Here is a 17,696-nt window from a genome sequence, read left to right on the forward strand (position 1 = left end):
CTTAAATAAAATCCAATTCTTTATAAAAACCATTAAAATAATCAGACAAACCATCAAAATTATAATCTTCTTTAATTATAAAATTTAATTCTGATACATTAGTGAAATTAATATTTCTAATTTTAAACTGTTTAGATAAACCCTCATCAAGTAAATATATTTTATGTTTTATATACATACATAATGCAAATAACCCTGTTGAATGGGCAAGACTAAAATCAACCTGACTAAAATAATCAATATCATTGTATCTACTAACAGATAGACAATTATCCCCAACAATATTTATATAGTCTTTAACATTATTATTAGGATGCATCCTAATAATAAACCTATCCCCTGTTAGTCTAGATAATTCTTTTGCTATCGATATTAATCTAAAATTAAATTCTTTTTGAACTTCGCCATTTAGAATAACACCAAAACAATCTTTTTGATCTTTATTAACTGCATTAATTTCACTGATAACATGATTATCAACAGTATGGTTTCCTATTGATATAAATCCAAAATTAATATCTTTATATTGAGATAATTCAACCTTAGTTGCCTCTCCCCAAGATAGTAAATAATCAGAAACTAAAGATTCATATAATGTTCTATTAGAATTAAATTGATCACCACAATAAGAATATAATCCATGTTGATTTGTATATGTGCTTTTATTTTTAGAATTAAACCATTGGGTTATTAAATTCTCATAAGGCGTATTATCACATATCGTTATTAAATTTAAATAATCGTCAACATTAATTTCTTCTTTTATTTTTTTTAGATCTATTTTATATTTAATGGAACAAAAATCAGATAAACTACCAATGCTTTTTTTATCATTTAATAAATAGTCTTTAAAAATTAAAATAGGTCTAAAAATAGAAAAAGATTGCCCTAAGAAAATTATATTACCTTTATTAAAAAAAACACTTGCTCTCAAATTTTCCAAATGTATAGGACCTATAGTATCAACTGAATATACACATAATGTCTTATCATCTTTGGATTTTCTATCTGTCTTAATTATTATTTCATAAAAAAGAATATATATAATAATTTTAATAAAATGAATTATTTTCTTATTATAAAGTCTTCTTGAACAAACTTTTTTATAATCAATTTCCATGTTCAATAATTCTCTTATAAAACTCAATATCTTTGCTTAATGTAACCTCTGTTATAAAATTTTCGATAACAGTTTTATAACCATTCAAAGCGATCTTATTATATGCCTCTTTAGTTAAATAGTAAGAACACTCTAATTTATTATAAATATCATCTTTACCATTAATTAAAAAACCATTTTCTCCATCTTTAATTAACTCAGAGGCACTCGTTTGATTAGTATAATAAACAACTTTTTTATTGAGCATCGCCTCTAATGGTACTAGAGAAAAGTTTTCAACATGAGATGGGATAAAAACAAAATCAACAAACTTCATTTCTGCAAACATTTCATCTTTAGTACAATGTCCTTTAAATTTAACATTATGAACATTATTATCAAAAAGCTGTTTTTTAATTTTTTCAAGATTAGAATTGATATCCTTACCAAACACAATCAACTGAACATTACTTCTTTTTTTAGAAAAATCTATCCATGCATTAACAAGATCAAATATTCCTTTCCTCTCATACAATGAACCAACAAAAGAATAACTTATTAAGTCTTTTTCTTGATTATTTATCATTGGTTCTATATCAAGATTTGTTATACCATTATAATGAATATTATCTTTAAAATTCAAGTTGAAAACTTGTTTTGTATATTTAGCAGTAAATTTACTTACTGCAATTATATTATTTGTTTTTTGTAAATGCGATTTTTCTAAAAATTTAAAAATATAATATTTAAAATTTTCTTTCCCATTACATAATTTACAAACTGTAGTTTTACTACCATGCAGTCTGATAACAATATTAGTTTTTAATTTAGGATAAAAAGCTAATAATCCACCGGCATCTTGTACTTCTAATATATTAATAGAATATTTTTTTATGATTTCTTTAAGCCTAAAATAAATTTTTATTCTTAAAAAAATTTTCCCTATATTATTATTTGGTTTTTTATCTACAATAAATGTAACGCCATTTATTGTTTCAGTTTTTGATTCACCATTATATGCACCATAAACATAAACATTAACACCAAGCTTTACTAATCTTTCTGCTACTTCTTTCGTAAACGTACCTATTCCACCATGAGGATATGGCGGATATTCATTACAATAAAATAATATATTCATCAATATAACTTCTTAGAATATTTTAGGGCTGGTTTTTCTATACAATGCCAACTAAAAAAAGACAATATTAACACAACTAATAACGATATAATAACACCTATAATTAAGCCATATTTTTTATAAAAATCAAACATTATAAATAATTGTATAATTGGAAAATGCCATACGTATAATCCAAATGATAAATCCCCAATTTTAGTAGGTATTTTTATTACAGGTAGCTTAAAAACAATAACGTATACCATTAGCGCAACATATAATGCAGATAGTGAATATACTTCATAATAATAGCCAATAGACGAAAGTGGAATTAATATTATAATTACTTTTATATCGAACTTTGAACTTAAAACCAAATATCCCATCAAAAAATAAGCAATAAGTGAGGGTAATTGATGGTTAATTTGCAAAGGTAAATTATAATAAAAAACAAAATAAGCAATTATTTTACCAATCAAAACAGAACATAAAAAAAACAATCCTGTAAGTATCTTAGAGTTTATCTTACGACTAAAAAATAAAACAGGAACTAGAATATAAAACATAACCTCTATCTTTAATGTCCATAATGAGCCATTAACCGCCGTTATATTATTATTAGAAAATAGTTCAGGCAAGCTTGGATGAATGAAGTTCAAAAAGAATAAATTAAATTTTAAATATTCACCACCGCCTGTTTGTATAAAAGACAAGTAAGAGCCGTTATATAATACCCCCCCAACAAAAAAGAATGACAAAATAACAATAAAATATAATGGGTATAATCTAGAAATTCGTGATATTACAAACTTTCTTACATTCCTATTTTCACACCAACTATTAATAATTAAAAAACCACTTATTGAAAAAAAAGAATATACGGCAAATTTAGCAGGTATATATTTATAATATTGGATATGATTTAACGTACAAAAATGGTAAATAAAAACTATCAATGCTAAAATCAATCTAATAGAATTTAAATTATTATTTTTCATATAACTTCTTATTTAAGATAATTATTTTGATTATATATAATATAACAGCACTATATATCAGTGCTGTTGTAAGCATATTTAATCCAGATCGTGGTGAAAAAATAACAATAGGAACAACTGTTAATAACAATATTTTAATTGTTGAATTTGAATAAACGAGACTTTCAGATTTAGCTAAAAACGAACCAAGAAAGAAAGAAATTATAGCAAATAATACTATATTACTCGATAATATATATATTTCAGAAATTATAGAACTGCCTAGGCCATTACCGTTATTAAATAACATCGGATTAGCCGAATAAGATATAAATGTTGATATATTAGCAGTATAAAAATTTATCGGTTCAAAAGCTGATACAAATCTAAATACAAGAGGTAAAAGAGCCTGTAATTTAGTATGAATAGGGAATACTAAATTATCTGCTAATGAATAACTAATTACCCCTAAAGTTACTCCTTGTTTGTATAAAAAAGTAGGAATAAATTCAGATACAGATAGACTTAAAGAACTATCTTCCCTTGATGAAAGACTAAGAATAATCATCATAAGAAAAAATACAATCGAACAGTATAAAATCAACTTTTTTAGATTTATTCTATAATTAAGACCATAAATATAAAGTATAGTCAATAATCCAGTAACCAGAGCACCACGAGATCCAGTTAATCCACTGATAAGAGTTAAACAGAAAAGAATAAATAAATATTTTTTATAATTTTTCGTATCAAAAACAATAAGTATAGAAAATAAAACATAGAAAATCATATTAATAATTGCTGAATCATATTTCCCTTGTGTTTGATTACTGTATAATGATAAATATCCATGTTCATACACACTTTTAACAACTAAAATCAAGGATACTATTTTGAATAATGTGATAATATAAAAAATAATTTTAATCTTATTTATATTTTTCATATTTCCCTTTATACTTAATATTCCACTCTTATACTTAATATTCCATGTTACAATATACCCAATATAAAATAATACGAAGAATATATTTATAATAGAAAAAATCTTAATACTTTCATCATATGTCGGCACATAGAGAGTCATCCAATTAAGCAAAAATATATCTTGTATATTATAATTGTAATCTCCACCAATTAATGATGAAATTAATACGGCATAAAACCTACCAAATATAAAGATATTTAAAGATATAAAAAACAAAAAACCTAATGACGTAAAGCTAATATTATTAAATTTAAATAAACATAAAATAATAAGTGCATTAAAAAAAACAAAATATGATAATTCTAAAGAATTACTCTCTCCTCCTAAATATATAACTGACAACTCAATAAAAATCAAAAAAAACAAAACAAAAACACTTATTATTTGTCTGATATTTAAATTACTTACTTTCATAATGTTTCTTTAATGAAGATAATAAAACAAAAACATTAGGGAAAAAAAGTTCTATTGTTGATTTTAAATATCTAATCTTATACCACAAATCCATATTGGCTAAAATAAACATTCTTAAATCCTTAGTTATAGAAAAATCAGATTGATTAATATTTACATTAATCAATCTCATAAATGGAGACATTCTTGCTAAAAAAATATTTTTATCTTTATTTGATAATCTTTCATCACTTATAATACTTTTGATCGCCATAAAAATATCATCAACATCAGACATCTTGACATTTTTCGTTATACTCTTTGGGTTTATTCTATAGCCAATTAATTCATTATTTAAAAAATTAATTTTTTTTGCTTTTAAATACAAAAGCGGTGTTATTGCTAAATCTTCATATCTTTTCCCAACAGGAAATTTTATATTATCAAAAAGATATCGTTTATAAACTCTTGCCCAAGAATACCAATTCCCTACTTTTATTGTTTGGCTAATACACTCTTTATAATTGAATTCACTTTTCAATCCTTTATTTATATCAAATTTAATTAATTTATCATTCTTAAAATCAAATCCTCTAACAGCATTATATGTTACAATATCAAAATCATCACATAAAACACTTTTAATATCTTTATAATAATGGTCTAACCATATATCATCACCATCAAGAAAGGTAATATATTCACCAGAAGATTTTTCTATTCCATAATTTCTAGCATCACTTAACCCACCATTAGTTTTTGTATAAATAGATACATTATTCTTATAAATAGATAATATTTCTTCTGTGTTATCAGTAGATCCATCATTTACAACTATTATTTCAACACTTTCATCTATCTGATTAATAACCGATTCTATACATTCTTTAATATACACTTCTACATTATATGCGGCTATAATAACACTAAGTTTAATCATTTATTTTTCTCAACTTAATAACTGACATTATATCAAAATAAAAAATAACCATAGAAACCAATAAAGATATAAAAGGAGATATAATAAACATAATTAAATCATTTATTGCTAAATAACCAATTATATTCCATGATATATAAAAAACAATTATAGACATCATTATATATTTTACTGTTCTGAATATATAATCAAAGAATGAAAAATGAAAAATATCTTTATATACGACATATGGTTTCATTAGTAATATAATTAAAATATTACTAATAAGCGTTCCAATAATAACACCATTTAACCCTATATATATTGCTAATATAATAGATGTAATTAAATTAAACAACCCTTCAATTATTGGAAGATGTATATCTTTAAAATACCCAGAAACATCTTTTATTATATCTATTGGCTTTCTTATTATTTCTATAAAAACATTTATTGTAATTAACAGAACCGTTAACTGTGACAATAAATAATCATTTCCCATCCATAAATTAATGAAAAAATTAATATTAACAAAAAAAACAAAAATAATATTTGAAGCAACAAAAAAAGATATTATATACATAATATCCCATATTTTCTTTACTTCATCTTTTGATGACTTCCCAACTAACAAACCAATTTTTGGTTTTATTACTAATATAACATTCGATAAAAACAAGTTTATAAATTGATATACCATTATATAACTTGAATATATCGCAACAGTTTTTATTCCTATAAACTTAGCAATTACAATATAATCTGTATTTAAAACTAAAACACCAGCAATTTTATGCACAAAAACTTGTTTTGTTGATTTTATTAAATAGTTATCATTAATAGATGCCTTATAATTAGAAAGTTTTAATTTATAATTGGCTTTAAAAAATATATAATAAAATATATACTCAAAAAAATTTCCAAAAACAAGAAGACAAACAAAAATCTCAAATGATTGAAAGTATTTCAAAGATATTATTTGTAAGATTTGAATGCTTATTTTTACTGAATTTTTAACCAACTGTACATATTCATAATTCTGGTCTGAACTAAATATTATCACATATTTAGCATATAAATAAGAACTAGATGTTGCAACAACATACAAGCACCATATAAAATAGATATTATTACATGGTTCAGATACTAAGGATGGTATAAAAACAAGTAAAATCAGCCCCAAAAAAAATATACCTGCTGCTATTCTACTATAAAAAAAATCTATTGTTTTAAATACATCTTTTATTTTTATATAATTATTTTCATTAAATAGTTTATATAAAATAGCAGCAGAAGCTGCACTTACCCCAAGTTCACTTAAATTCAAATATGCGACTAATTGGGTGAATAATTTTAATATACCTAAATTTCCTTGCCCTAAATTATCACCAAAGACTCTATTGATATAAAATGCAAGAAAACCATTCAAAAAAGTAAAAATTAAACTATAAATAATATGTCTTACAACCTTACTCTTCATTATTTCGTTTTAATTCCTAAACTAAATAATTAAATACTATTCAGCCATCATTAGTATTTAATTATAAAAATGACCCTGACTGCCACTAACATTCAGCCAACGTTAGTATTCTATTGAAATGGTAGTCATTAGGATAATTAATGTTGTTGCGGATTATTGATTGCCGCTTCTTGACGCCCAAACAACTTATTGACCCAAGTCGTAATACGCCAAATATGATTGATCGCAGTAAAATAGACCGCAAACATCACTAAGAAGCTAATAAACATCGTTGATTCAGCGACACCATTAATATCAGCAACAATACCGACAACGGCACAAATTGAGGCTAATAAACAGATCACAAATAATGTCATCAATGATGATAAGCCCATGCGTTGGCAGATATGATGTAGATGTTCACGATCAGGTTTGAACGGTGAATGACCTTTACGGATACGGCGAATCATAATGGTTGCCATGTCCATTAATGGAATAGCAATCAGCCATAATGCAGTAACGGGTTTAAAGGCATCAATGCTTGGCTCTTGCGTGCCACGGATCAACATCCAGATCACTGAAAAACCGATAAACATACTGCCCGCATCGCCCATAAAGATCTTAAACCGACGCCCTAGAGGAAAACCAAGGTTAAGCATAATGTAAGGGATCAATGCTGCGACGATCAGTAAACAAATCTCGCCCAGATAGTCATTACCACTCAGGTAGAAGGTGACGCCAAGTGCGGTGAACGTTACTGACGCCAAACCACCTAATAGACCATCGATACCATCCACCATATTAAAAGCATTAATGGCACCAATTACTGCAATGATGGTGATCAGTGCGCCAAAAAATTCATTAAGCTCAATGCTATCACTGCCCATCAAGTAACCTAACTGGTGCAAGCTGTGTCCACCGCCCCAAATCATCGCTAATGAAATGCCCGCTTGTACCAACAAACGAATTTTAAAGCTGATATCAAAGAAATCATCAAACGCACCAAGAACAATTAAAACAGCCGAGCATAAAAGATAGAGTTCAAGGTTAAGGCTGATGGGTAGAAAAAACGTCAGACCGATCAATAATGATAAATACACCGAGATCCCACCGACCAGTGGCACTACCCCTTGGTGCAATTTGCGGACATTGGGTTTATCGACGAGGCCGATTTTCTTGGCTATTTTTCGCATGATAAATAACGTGACAAACGACGTTATAAAAACAAACACATAAGCAGTATTCATGAAGGCCAACTTGATAAAATGAATTTTACGCTGAAAAAGAGGGTGTGAATGGTGTCACTTAATTGAGTATCATCGGTGTTTTGGGGGTTATTTTTCGTCTATACTACAGTGAAGAAAGTGATTTTTTTCACGCTGTCATCTCAGTTTTTTTAAAGGTCTGAGACATAAAATCTAAAATTTGAGATATAAAAAAGCACTAGCCGTAAAGACTAATGCTTTGATATAAATCGAGTTTACGGGTAATTCAGTGGTTGTAAGGAATAGGTCCCGTCTAGGGTCTAGGGTCTAGGGAGATTATTCCTGCTCAACCAACAATAATTAAAAATATTAACGCTACAACACGTTGTGAGTAGATTCCCTATCTCGCTCGTAACCTCGCTGTAGGGAATGACGGGGTTTTACTCGTACATTCACTGTAGGGAATGACGGGGGTGTTAATTACTTCTTATCACTCACATAACTGTATTGGTAATAACCATAGTTACCGTAATAACCACTCGCTTTACGAACGACGGCATTTAATATAAAGCCTTTAACTTCAATGCCATTTTGTTCAAAGCGTTGTTTACTTATTTCAACTTCTTTAACGACACTTTGCTCAAAGCGGCCCACCATTAACGTGGTGCCTGCATGAGCACCAACGACTGCTGCATCAGTTACTGCTAAAATAGGTGGTGTGTCGATTACAACCATATCGTAATTAGCAGAAGCCCATACCATTAATTCACTAAAACGTGGGTGCATTAATAATTCAGAAGGGTTCGGTGGAGTATCACCACGACTGATAAAATCTAAATTATCGATACCCGGTTGTTTAATTATATCGGTAATATCTTTCTGACCACTTAAGTAATCAGACAAACCACACTTACTACTGGTGCCAAATTGTCGTTCCATGCGGCCCTTGCGCATATCTGCATCAATCACTAATACACGTTGGCCTGTTTTAGCAATAACCGCTGCCATGTTAGCTGAAACAAAAGATTTACCAATCTCAGGGCTTGGGCCAGAAATCATTAATATATTATTTTTGGCTTCCATCATCGCAAAGTGCAAGCTAGTACGTAAGCTACGTAATGCTTCAATAGATAAATCAGCAGGATTAGAGACAGCTAATAAAGTTTGTTTAACTGTCGCTGTATGCTGATGTTTATGCTTTTTATTTAGATTCAATTGCCAATCTGACATTGGAATAGACGCATAAACAGGTAAGCCGATTTGTTCAATTTGATCAGGACTTTCAATACCTTTATGTAACGCGGCACGTAATAAGACGATAGCGACAGATAACATACCACCCAGTAATGTTGCTAATACCACAATCAGCGATTTCTTCGGTTTTACCGCTTGTGAATATGCTTGTGCATTATCAAGAATACGGACATTGCCGACAGTGCTTGCTTTAACAATACTTAACTCTTGCACCTTGTTCAGCAACTGCACATAAATCTGTTGGTTAACTTCAACATCACGCGTTAAACGTAATACTGCGCGTTGTGTCTTTGGCAATTTTTCTATACGCTTATTTAAGCGAGCCTTTTCTGCCAGTAAAGTTTTGCGCTTATCCAATAAAGAAACATATGCAGGGTGTTCTTTAGTGTAAAGCTGTGAAATATCACTTTCTTTAAAGGTTAACTGGTTTAGTTGTGCCTCTAATGTCACCATGGTATCTAAGGTTGTTTTGGCTTCTAATGGTAAATCAACCGATTCATTCTGTTGGCGGTAACGATTGAGTTTATCTTCCGCTACTGTGAGTTGTTGCTTAATTTTTGGCAGATGTTGCTTTAAAAAAACTAGACTATTTTCAGCTTCAGCTGAATTACGCGCCACGTTTTGTAGAAAATAGGTTTGGCTAATATCATTTAAAATATTTTTAATTTTCGCTCGATTTTCACCTGTTATCGATAATTGCAAAATACCGGTTTGCTTACCTTGTTCAGCAATAGATAGCCCTTTTTGTAATGCTTGAATTGCATTCAAACGGCTAATATTATTAATACTAAACGTTGCGCCATCAGCCCCTACTAACTGGGTTACAAATAAACTATAACCGTTATTTGTTGCTAATGTGCCAACTTTGCCATTAAGTAATTCACGGCCATCACTGTTTGCTAAACTGTATTCACCCAGTTCGCTATTGGTGATAGTTAATACATCATTGGTTAATATTGTATTAGCTGGCACTGTAAATCGAGAAACCATAATCTGATGGCTATCACCTAATAAACGCGCTAAACCTTTACCAAAAACAGGGGTATAAATAGGGGTAGCAACCGTGGTTAAGTTTAACTTATCAACCGTATCACCCAATACCATCCGCGATTTAATGATTTCAATTTCAGTGGTCGCACTTGATTCAGCACCACCAAACATTTCAGCCATATCTCCACCAAGAGCTGGCATACCTGTGCTTTTTTGTTCAATCTGAATTAAGGCATCTGCTTTATAAATAGGAGTGGCTAATAAGGCGTAGCTGATACCAATACAAGCAAAAATAAAAGTAGTAATAATAATTAGCCACCGGCTATCAATTAAAATACCAAACAGTTTTCCAAGATCAATTTCATCACTTCCTGAGGAAGTATTGGGTTGAGGGTTTTGAGCAATACTCATGAAGTAAAGATTCCGATGTTAGATTTTTAAGAGATGAGGAATAGCCAAAGCATCATCCAAAAGTTAAATATGGTTTGCAGCGCGTGGTGAGTAGATTCCCTATTGCCTTCCTAACTTCACTTAGCCCATTATTCGTCATCTCGGAAGAGAGGGACGAGCTATCCGTGATCTACTCACCACGTCATTGAGCTTTAAAGAAGCCAGTGAATTCAATAACTCTACAACGCGTAGATAGTAGATTCCCTATCGCCCTCGCGGGCATTCACTGTAGGGAATGACGGAGGTTATAGTCAAGTCTCAAACTGTGACTCTACAACTTCTTCGCCCAAGCTGTTGCAGCTTTCTCGATTAAATCATATGCATGATCAAAAGCTTCTTTACTTTGACGATAGGGATCGGGAATATCCTGCTGACCTACCCACTGCCCAAATAACATCGTTTTGCCACGTGCTTCAGGAGCAATGTTGGTTACCGCGTCGATATGACCTTTTTCCATCACTAAAATCAGATCATAGTCTCGGCATAAATCGCTGGTCAGTTGCTGTGCTTGATGACCTTCAAGAGAATAACCATGCGCAAGTGCTACTTCAGCCGCCATTTTATCCGCAGGTTTGCCCACTAAACCACTTTTTGCAGTGCCAACACCAGCTGATGAGATATGTTTATTCGGTAGTTTTACTTGCAGAATACGTTCGCCAGACGGTGAACGACAAATATTACCCACACAAACAACAAGAATTTTATTAAACATAGAGATAGGTTCGAATTAATAGGGTGTAAGGAATGAGAAAAAGCAAGGACAAGGATTTTAGCAACGAGAAAAAACAGATACGAGATTTTTAGGAGCGAAGAGGATTACCCTTACCTTCTTTTCCTATTTTTACCTTCTTTACCTTCTCTTCCTACTTTTACCTTCCCCTCTTAAATCTCTACTTTAAATTCATATAGTAATTCATACCTTCAGAAAGATTGTTGAAGCTGGTAACTGTTGGTACAAGTTGCGAAATAACACGGTTCCAGCGTGTAATTGGGGCCGCTGTAACATAGACAATATCATGCGGCTGTAAGGCAAACTCAGTACCTATAACTAATGCTGTCGCATCTTTTATATTAAGCTGATAAATATTGGCAACTTGTTGCTTTTCACTTGCTGAATTTAATAATGTCTTTTGTTGCTGATTAATCGCTCGAATAACAAACACACCCGTTGCATCAGCTTCTAACTGATTAATGCCGCCGACAGCGCTTAATGCTTCGGTTAGGCTCATACCAACACGATCAATTTTTAATAATTTAGGTTCCTTAACTTCACCCATCACAAAAACTTTTTGCGAATCATTCCGTGGCACGTGAACAATATCACCATTTTGTAATAAGCGGTTTTGGGTTAAATCACCACGTTGCATTAATGCATATAAAGACACGGTTTGATCGTTACCATTACGAGTAAGGGTTACATGTCGCCAGTCTGCATCAGTACCAATACCACCAGCTTTATTAATCGCATCTAATAATGTTAATGGCACATTAGTAATCGCTTGCTGACTCGGAGTTTTAACTTCCCCCGTAATATAGGCTTTTTGCGAACGGAAAGAGGCTACATTGACATCCACTTGAGGTTTTTCAATAAAAGCTGCTAAACGATTAGCAATTTCCACTCGAATTTGTGTCACCGTTTTTCCAGCAACTTTAACTTTACCAATATAAGGATAGAAAATAGTACCGTCAGCATGGACCCAATTACCTGCTTCACTTGCACTACGGTAAGAACCTGCAGGAATCGTTAATTCAGGGTGATCCCAAATCGTAATATTAAGAATATCACCAGCACCAACATGATATTCATACCCTGATAATTTAGCTTCTAATGTTGGGTTTACTTGTGCATTGATCGCGGGAACTTGAAACTGATTAATATTATTCATTGATAATGGGTAAACATTAACATGCTGAGAAAGATCAGTATCAGATGCTGATGACTCAATGATTTTTTTACCATCAAGACTCAAATTAGAACCTGGTATAGTGCACCCTACTAACATGGTTGATGCTAATACAGTTATTATAATTTTTTTTTGTAATGTCATTTTAAATTCACAATAAATAATCGGCGATAATTAAATCACTATATCAATAAGTCAATAGCCAAGCTACCGCCCTAAAGTTACAGCTCTTCAATTGCTATAAAAATTCAAATTATGCTGTTTATTGTGCACATTTAAAGACAGGAATAATTAATCAAAATAAACGTGAATATAGTAATGACATCGGTAGCATAAATAAAGTATCCCCTCTTATATTTCGTGATCAATATCACGTTTAAATGGAATTTAATTGACATAAAAAAAACACACAGCACAAACGAACAAAAAACAAACAAAAAGATAATAAAAGACTAATAACATAAAAATATAAATGAAAAATAATATTTTTTAATATTTTATTGATATAAAAAACAACAATATAGATATTAACCCACAAACTATAATTTATAATTATACCCACCATAAAAAAACAAAAAAACGGTCAAAAAGGTTACAATTTCATAATCAATGCTCAATATGTTAGAAGAAAATCACAACAACTACTAATACCATAGGTAAGCAACATTATTCATTTATTACATCAACATCTATTGCTTATAATTGCCGATAATTGCTTTGCAATTTACTTTCTTAATTTAACCATGGGTGGCCTTAGAATGAATAAATTATTTCTTGTTTTACCCCTTACATTAGCTATTTCGACAGCAGTGAATGCAGCAACGGATAATCCGTTTTATGTAGGCGCACGGGTTGGTGTAAGTCATATGTCAGATATGGATAAAGCGGTTACTGATGTAACCGGTTTTAATAATGATAATTTTGCTGGCGGCGTGTTCATGGGTTATCAAATAACACCATGGTTCGCAGTTGAAGGCGGTTATACACATCTAGGTAATGCCGAACTTAAAGATATAAATGGTAGTTATGAAGCTCAAGGGGGCGATTTAGTGGGTAAATTTTCTTACTCATTAAATAATAATATCGATTTATTCTTAAAAGCAGGTACTTATTATTACGATTGGAACGCTATTGGCGCTGGTGTAAAAAACAGTGATAACGACTGGTCAGCAACCGCAGGTATTGGTGCTGAATACTTTATTAATAAAGACATTTCTACACGCATTGAATACCAATATTACAATGATGTAGGTGGTGTTGATATTCACTTCGGTGGTGTTTCATTTGTTTATCACTGGGGTGCTCCTGCTGCCGTTATTGTTGCTGAGCCTGTTTATATTGACCAAGTAACAGTTGAAAAAATAGACGCTATCACACTGACGGTTCCTTTCGCCTTTGATAGCGCATCAATCACAGCTGGTGACGCTAAACATCTGATTCCTTTTGAAACGCGTTTAAGTGCTCACCCAGATAATACTATTGTTATCGTTGGTCACACTGATAGCACTGGCTCAGAAGAATACAACATGGCACTTTCTAAAGAGCGTGCTGAAGCGGTTGCTAAAGAAATTCGTGCTCATCTAAATGTTGGTGAAAATCGTGTATTAAGTGAAGGCCGTGGTGAGTCAGATCCTGTTGCTTCAAATGATACAGAAGCAGGCCGAGCAGCTAACCGTCGTGTAGATATTATTGCTCCAGCAATTGATGTTGAAACGGTAACAAAAGTTATTGCAGAGTAGGCATTAACTTAAAAAGCACCAAATAACTCAACATTATTAATTATATTTAGGGAATAAAATGAAAATTAAATTATTAACAACAATGATTGCTGGTGTATTGCTTGTCGGTTGTGGTGGCAACGATAACAGCGTTGATAATGGTGGAAAAAACACCCAAACATTACAAGCGTTTGATCCTGCAATTATCAATATGATTGTAAAATACAACTGTAATGATCAAACAGGTACATTAGCATCACGTACCGCTCACAATGGTAAAGTAATAACAGAAGACAAGAATATTACTGAAGATCCATCACTTTGTTCTTTTACTTTTACGGGTGATGAAAACACGAAAGATGTTACTAATAGTAAAAGTATGAATAAAGTAATATACACTGTACCTAAAGGTTTAGCGAAAAAAGGTCAACTCATCACAGCTTCACCATTAACAACTTACCTAACAAAAAAACTTGATGGTGCATTATTTACAGTTGCTGCAGCAACAGAAGCACTTGAGGAACTTGGTTTAGATGAATTAGTTAATAATGGTTCAATCACTGATATAACCGCTTTATTCTCAGATACTGAAACTGTAATTAATGCACTACCGAAGGATAGTAAAGATCGTGGCATTCTAATGGCAACTACGATGGTATTATCAGATACCTTAACATCACTTCCTCAAGATGCACTTATTACAGAGATTGCTGACGTAACAACAAAAATTACAGCATCCGTTACAACTGAATATCCTTTCTACCCAGCAGTCGGTACAGATACACCAACAGATGAAATCATTTTCCTTGACGTAAAAGAAACAGCAACGAATGTGCAAAAAGATCCAGCCGCTGATATAACATTACCTGAAAAATCACCAGCAATTCCAGTACCAGATGATAGTAAACCAGTACCGCCACCAACAGGTGGTACGGGTGGTGATGACGGCCAAAATCCTAACGGTTAACTCTTAAATTCTACTCTTTATTGTAATAATAAAAAGGCACCTGTATTAGGTGCCTTTCATAATTTATTCTTTCTCTACACGGATGTCTGTTATGCGGCCCCAATCGTCAATTCCACTCTCTCTATTAACTCTAGCCATCACAGCGAGCTTTAGCTCTATTGCTCAAGCATCTTCAGTAGATAATTTACCATCAAGTCAAAGTTATACCGGTTTGATGTTTATCCCTAATGCTCAAGTTATTGATCATGGAGATTTTAACCTCTCGTTTCATCAAGGGGTTCCTTATAACAACAGTATTGCTAGCTTGGATGATTGGTTTTTTGCTGCTGGTGTTTTCAAAGGGTTAGAAGCCGGCGGACGAATTGTAACTAATACTTATGATTGCAATGGTTATTTTGATACTCATTGCGGGATTCGCGATCTCTCGGCATCATTCAAATATCAACTGCCCTTTGTTTATAATTACACGGGGATAAATTTAGCCGTCGGTATTCAAGATTTAGGCGGTGAAGCAAATAATTTTGATACTAAATATATTGTGGCAGATAAAACCTTTGATAATTTAAATCTACGATTAAATGCGGGTTATGGCCAATCAAATTTAGCCTTTGGAATTATGGATGGTCCTTTTGGTGGCGCAGAATGGCAACCATTACCTTTTATGCAAGTCATTGGCGAGTATGATGCCAGTAAATTTAACGCTAATGCTAAATTATTCACACCTGAGGGCTTATTACCTTATGGTATTCAATTAAGTATTGATTATGAACTTTACACTGGTCATAAAAATAGTGATCAATCCGTATGGGGGATTAATGCCGCAGTTCCGCTATTGGGCTATAAAACTAACAAACGCCAACACTTATCTGTTGATAATCAACAACACCTTCAACACGCTGTAAACCAGCAATTAGACAATCATAAAAACAGTAACTTGCAAAGCTTAATAGCAGCATTAAAAAATGATGGTTTTATTAATCTTCAACTTGGTAAACAAAACGGTAAATTAGTAATAGCCCTTGAAAACCGTCGCTATAACCATAATCCAATCGATGGAGTTGGGGTTGCATTAGGCCTTATTGCTACAAATACCAGTACAAAAACCTTTGCCGATTTTGCAACAACAGCAAAACTAAAAGAAGCAAATAAGCAGCACGTTGAGCTAATCATATTAACTAATGGCATTCCGATGATGACCATTAACAGTAATATGTCGGATTATCGTCAGTTTTTATTAACGGGCGATCATAACCCATCACTATCTTTCAATAGCTATAATGCTAAAAATCAATTTAGCCAAACACAATGGTTAACTCAAAAAGAAAATAATGGTTTTGGTCGTAGCCAAATAATATTATCTCCTGAATTAGCACATCGAACAGCGACTGAATATGGCTTTTTTGATTACTCTCTCGCGCTTGGTACAAACCTATATACTCCACTATGGCAAGGCGCAGCACTTGACATTCGCCATACTTTACCAATAGACGAAAGTGATGATTTTAAAGCAGGAGAAATTTGGGGTAATTCAGCCTACGACAATGAAATAGATCGTATTTTCTTACATCAAGCCTTTAAATTACCACAAAATATAATGACTCAATTTAGTGGTGGCTATATGTATGGCAGCTATTGGGGGGGGATGAATGAAACAAATTGGTTCTCACCTGAAGGCAAACATAGCTTAGGATTTAAAGTTAGCCAATTTAGTCATAAAGATAAGGATCAATCATTCAATAAAAAGGAAGATAAAGGTGTGCGCTTAGCTCACTATTTATATTCTCAACCTGAATGGAATTGGCAGTTAGAACTGCAAGGTGGAGAATTTTGGCAAGGAGATCAAGGCATCAAGGCAACATCAAGCCACTGGCTAGGTGATGCTCGTTTAAGTGCTAGTTATTTAACATCAAAAGCTCAAGGCAGTAATGATTATGAAAATTTCTTAAGTTTAAGTATTTCATTCCCATTAACACCATGGCGAGATATGAAACCTGGCTATATTCAGGTGCGAGGTATCGATCAATTCACCTATACATTACAAACCCGTGTTGGTGCTGATGGTCATAATAATATTAATACCGGCCTTGGTGGTTCAAATGATTTACAACATAATCTTACGCGTCAATACCAAGGGCAAAATCGTTTAACTAAAGCGTATTTTGACGCCAATATTCAACACTTACGTAATGCCTATATCCGTTATATAAAAGACGTCGAAATGTAACTCTTAATAAAATTCGGCAGTTTACCCTT

Annotated in this window: 13 protein-coding genes; 3 read left to right on the forward strand and 10 right to left on the reverse strand. The window is 31.9% G+C overall.

Annotation, left to right across the window (positions count from 1 at the left end):
• Window position 1: 1 nt before the first annotated feature.
• The 10 genes from VXS03_RS14465 to VXS03_RS14510 all read right to left on the reverse strand — a co-directional run bounded on the left by VXS03_RS14465 (window position 2) and on the right by VXS03_RS14510 (window position 12,902).
• Window positions 2-1,120: a hypothetical protein gene (locus tag VXS03_RS14465; RefSeq protein WP_327764493.1), complete on the reverse strand. Its 1,119-nt coding sequence runs from the start codon at window positions 1,118-1,120 to the stop codon at window positions 2-4.
• Window positions 1,110-2,240 carry a glycosyltransferase family 4 protein gene (locus VXS03_RS14470; protein ID WP_327764495.1) on the reverse strand — a complete coding sequence of 377 codons (1,131 nt, stop codon included), beginning with the start codon at window positions 2,238-2,240 and terminating at the stop codon, window positions 1,110-1,112. Before VXS03_RS14470 ends, VXS03_RS14465 begins: the two co-directional genes overlap by 11 nt.
• Window positions 2,240-3,217 (reverse strand): acyltransferase family protein, encoded by a 978-nt coding sequence (locus VXS03_RS14475; RefSeq protein WP_327764497.1) that lies wholly within the window; start codon window positions 3,215-3,217, stop codon window positions 2,240-2,242. The genes VXS03_RS14470 and VXS03_RS14475 overlap by 1 nt, the downstream gene beginning before the upstream one ends.
• Complete coding sequence (gene wzy, locus VXS03_RS14480) at window positions 3,207-4,598, reverse strand: O-antigen polysaccharide polymerase Wzy (RefSeq protein WP_327764499.1); 1,392 nt, start codon at window positions 4,596-4,598, stop codon at window positions 3,207-3,209. Before wzy ends, VXS03_RS14475 begins: the two co-directional genes overlap by 11 nt.
• On the reverse strand, window positions 4,585-5,517 hold the full coding sequence (locus tag VXS03_RS14485) for a glycosyltransferase family 2 protein (protein WP_327764501.1): 933 nt from the start codon (window positions 5,515-5,517) through the stop codon (window positions 4,585-4,587). Before VXS03_RS14485 ends, wzy begins: the two co-directional genes overlap by 14 nt.
• A complete protein-coding gene (locus VXS03_RS14490; protein WP_327764503.1) occupies window positions 5,510-6,976 on the reverse strand; it encodes a lipopolysaccharide biosynthesis protein in 1,467 nt (488 codons plus the stop codon). Before VXS03_RS14490 ends, VXS03_RS14485 begins: the two co-directional genes overlap by 8 nt.
• A 137-nt stretch (window positions 6,977-7,113) precedes the next feature.
• Window positions 7,114-8,202 carry a UDP-N-acetylglucosamine--undecaprenyl-phosphate N-acetylglucosaminephosphotransferase gene (gene wecA, locus VXS03_RS14495; RefSeq protein WP_327764505.1) on the reverse strand — a complete coding sequence of 363 codons (1,089 nt, stop codon included), beginning with the start codon at window positions 8,200-8,202 and terminating at the stop codon, window positions 7,114-7,116.
• Between the two features lie 438 nt (window positions 8,203-8,640).
• Window positions 8,641-10,815: a polysaccharide biosynthesis tyrosine autokinase gene (locus VXS03_RS14500; RefSeq protein ID WP_327764507.1), complete on the reverse strand. Its 2,175-nt coding sequence runs from the start codon at window positions 10,813-10,815 to the stop codon at window positions 8,641-8,643.
• A gap of 310 nt (window positions 10,816-11,125) precedes the next feature.
• Entirely contained in the window at window positions 11,126-11,566 is a 441-nt protein-coding gene (locus VXS03_RS14505) for an arsenate reductase/protein-tyrosine-phosphatase family protein (protein ID WP_327764508.1), read from the reverse strand.
• A gap of 178 nt (window positions 11,567-11,744) precedes the next feature.
• Window positions 11,745-12,902, reverse strand: coding sequence for a polysaccharide export protein (locus VXS03_RS14510; protein ID WP_327764510.1), 1,158 nt, complete (start codon window positions 12,900-12,902; stop codon window positions 11,745-11,747).
• 614 nt (window positions 12,903-13,516) lie between these two features.
• Between VXS03_RS14510 and VXS03_RS14515 the strand changes: the two genes are divergently transcribed.
• From VXS03_RS14515 to VXS03_RS14525, 3 genes are all read left to right on the forward strand, one after another.
• Complete coding sequence (locus VXS03_RS14515) at window positions 13,517-14,497, forward strand: OmpA family protein (protein ID WP_327764512.1); 981 nt, start codon at window positions 13,517-13,519, stop codon at window positions 14,495-14,497.
• A gap of 58 nt (window positions 14,498-14,555) precedes the next feature.
• Window positions 14,556-15,443 (forward strand): hypothetical protein, encoded by an 888-nt coding sequence (locus VXS03_RS14520; protein ID WP_327764514.1) that lies wholly within the window; start codon window positions 14,556-14,558, stop codon window positions 15,441-15,443.
• Between the two features lie 91 nt (window positions 15,444-15,534).
• Window positions 15,535-17,667, forward strand: a complete 2,133-nt coding sequence (locus VXS03_RS14525; protein ID WP_327764515.1) for a YjbH domain-containing protein — start codon at window positions 15,535-15,537, stop codon at window positions 17,665-17,667.
• The last annotated feature ends 29 nt before the right edge of the window (window positions 17,668-17,696 follow it).

It is taken from the genome of Photobacterium sp. S4TG1, assembly GCF_036040035.1.
Classification (GTDB): domain Bacteria; phylum Pseudomonadota; class Gammaproteobacteria; order Enterobacterales; family Vibrionaceae; genus Photobacterium.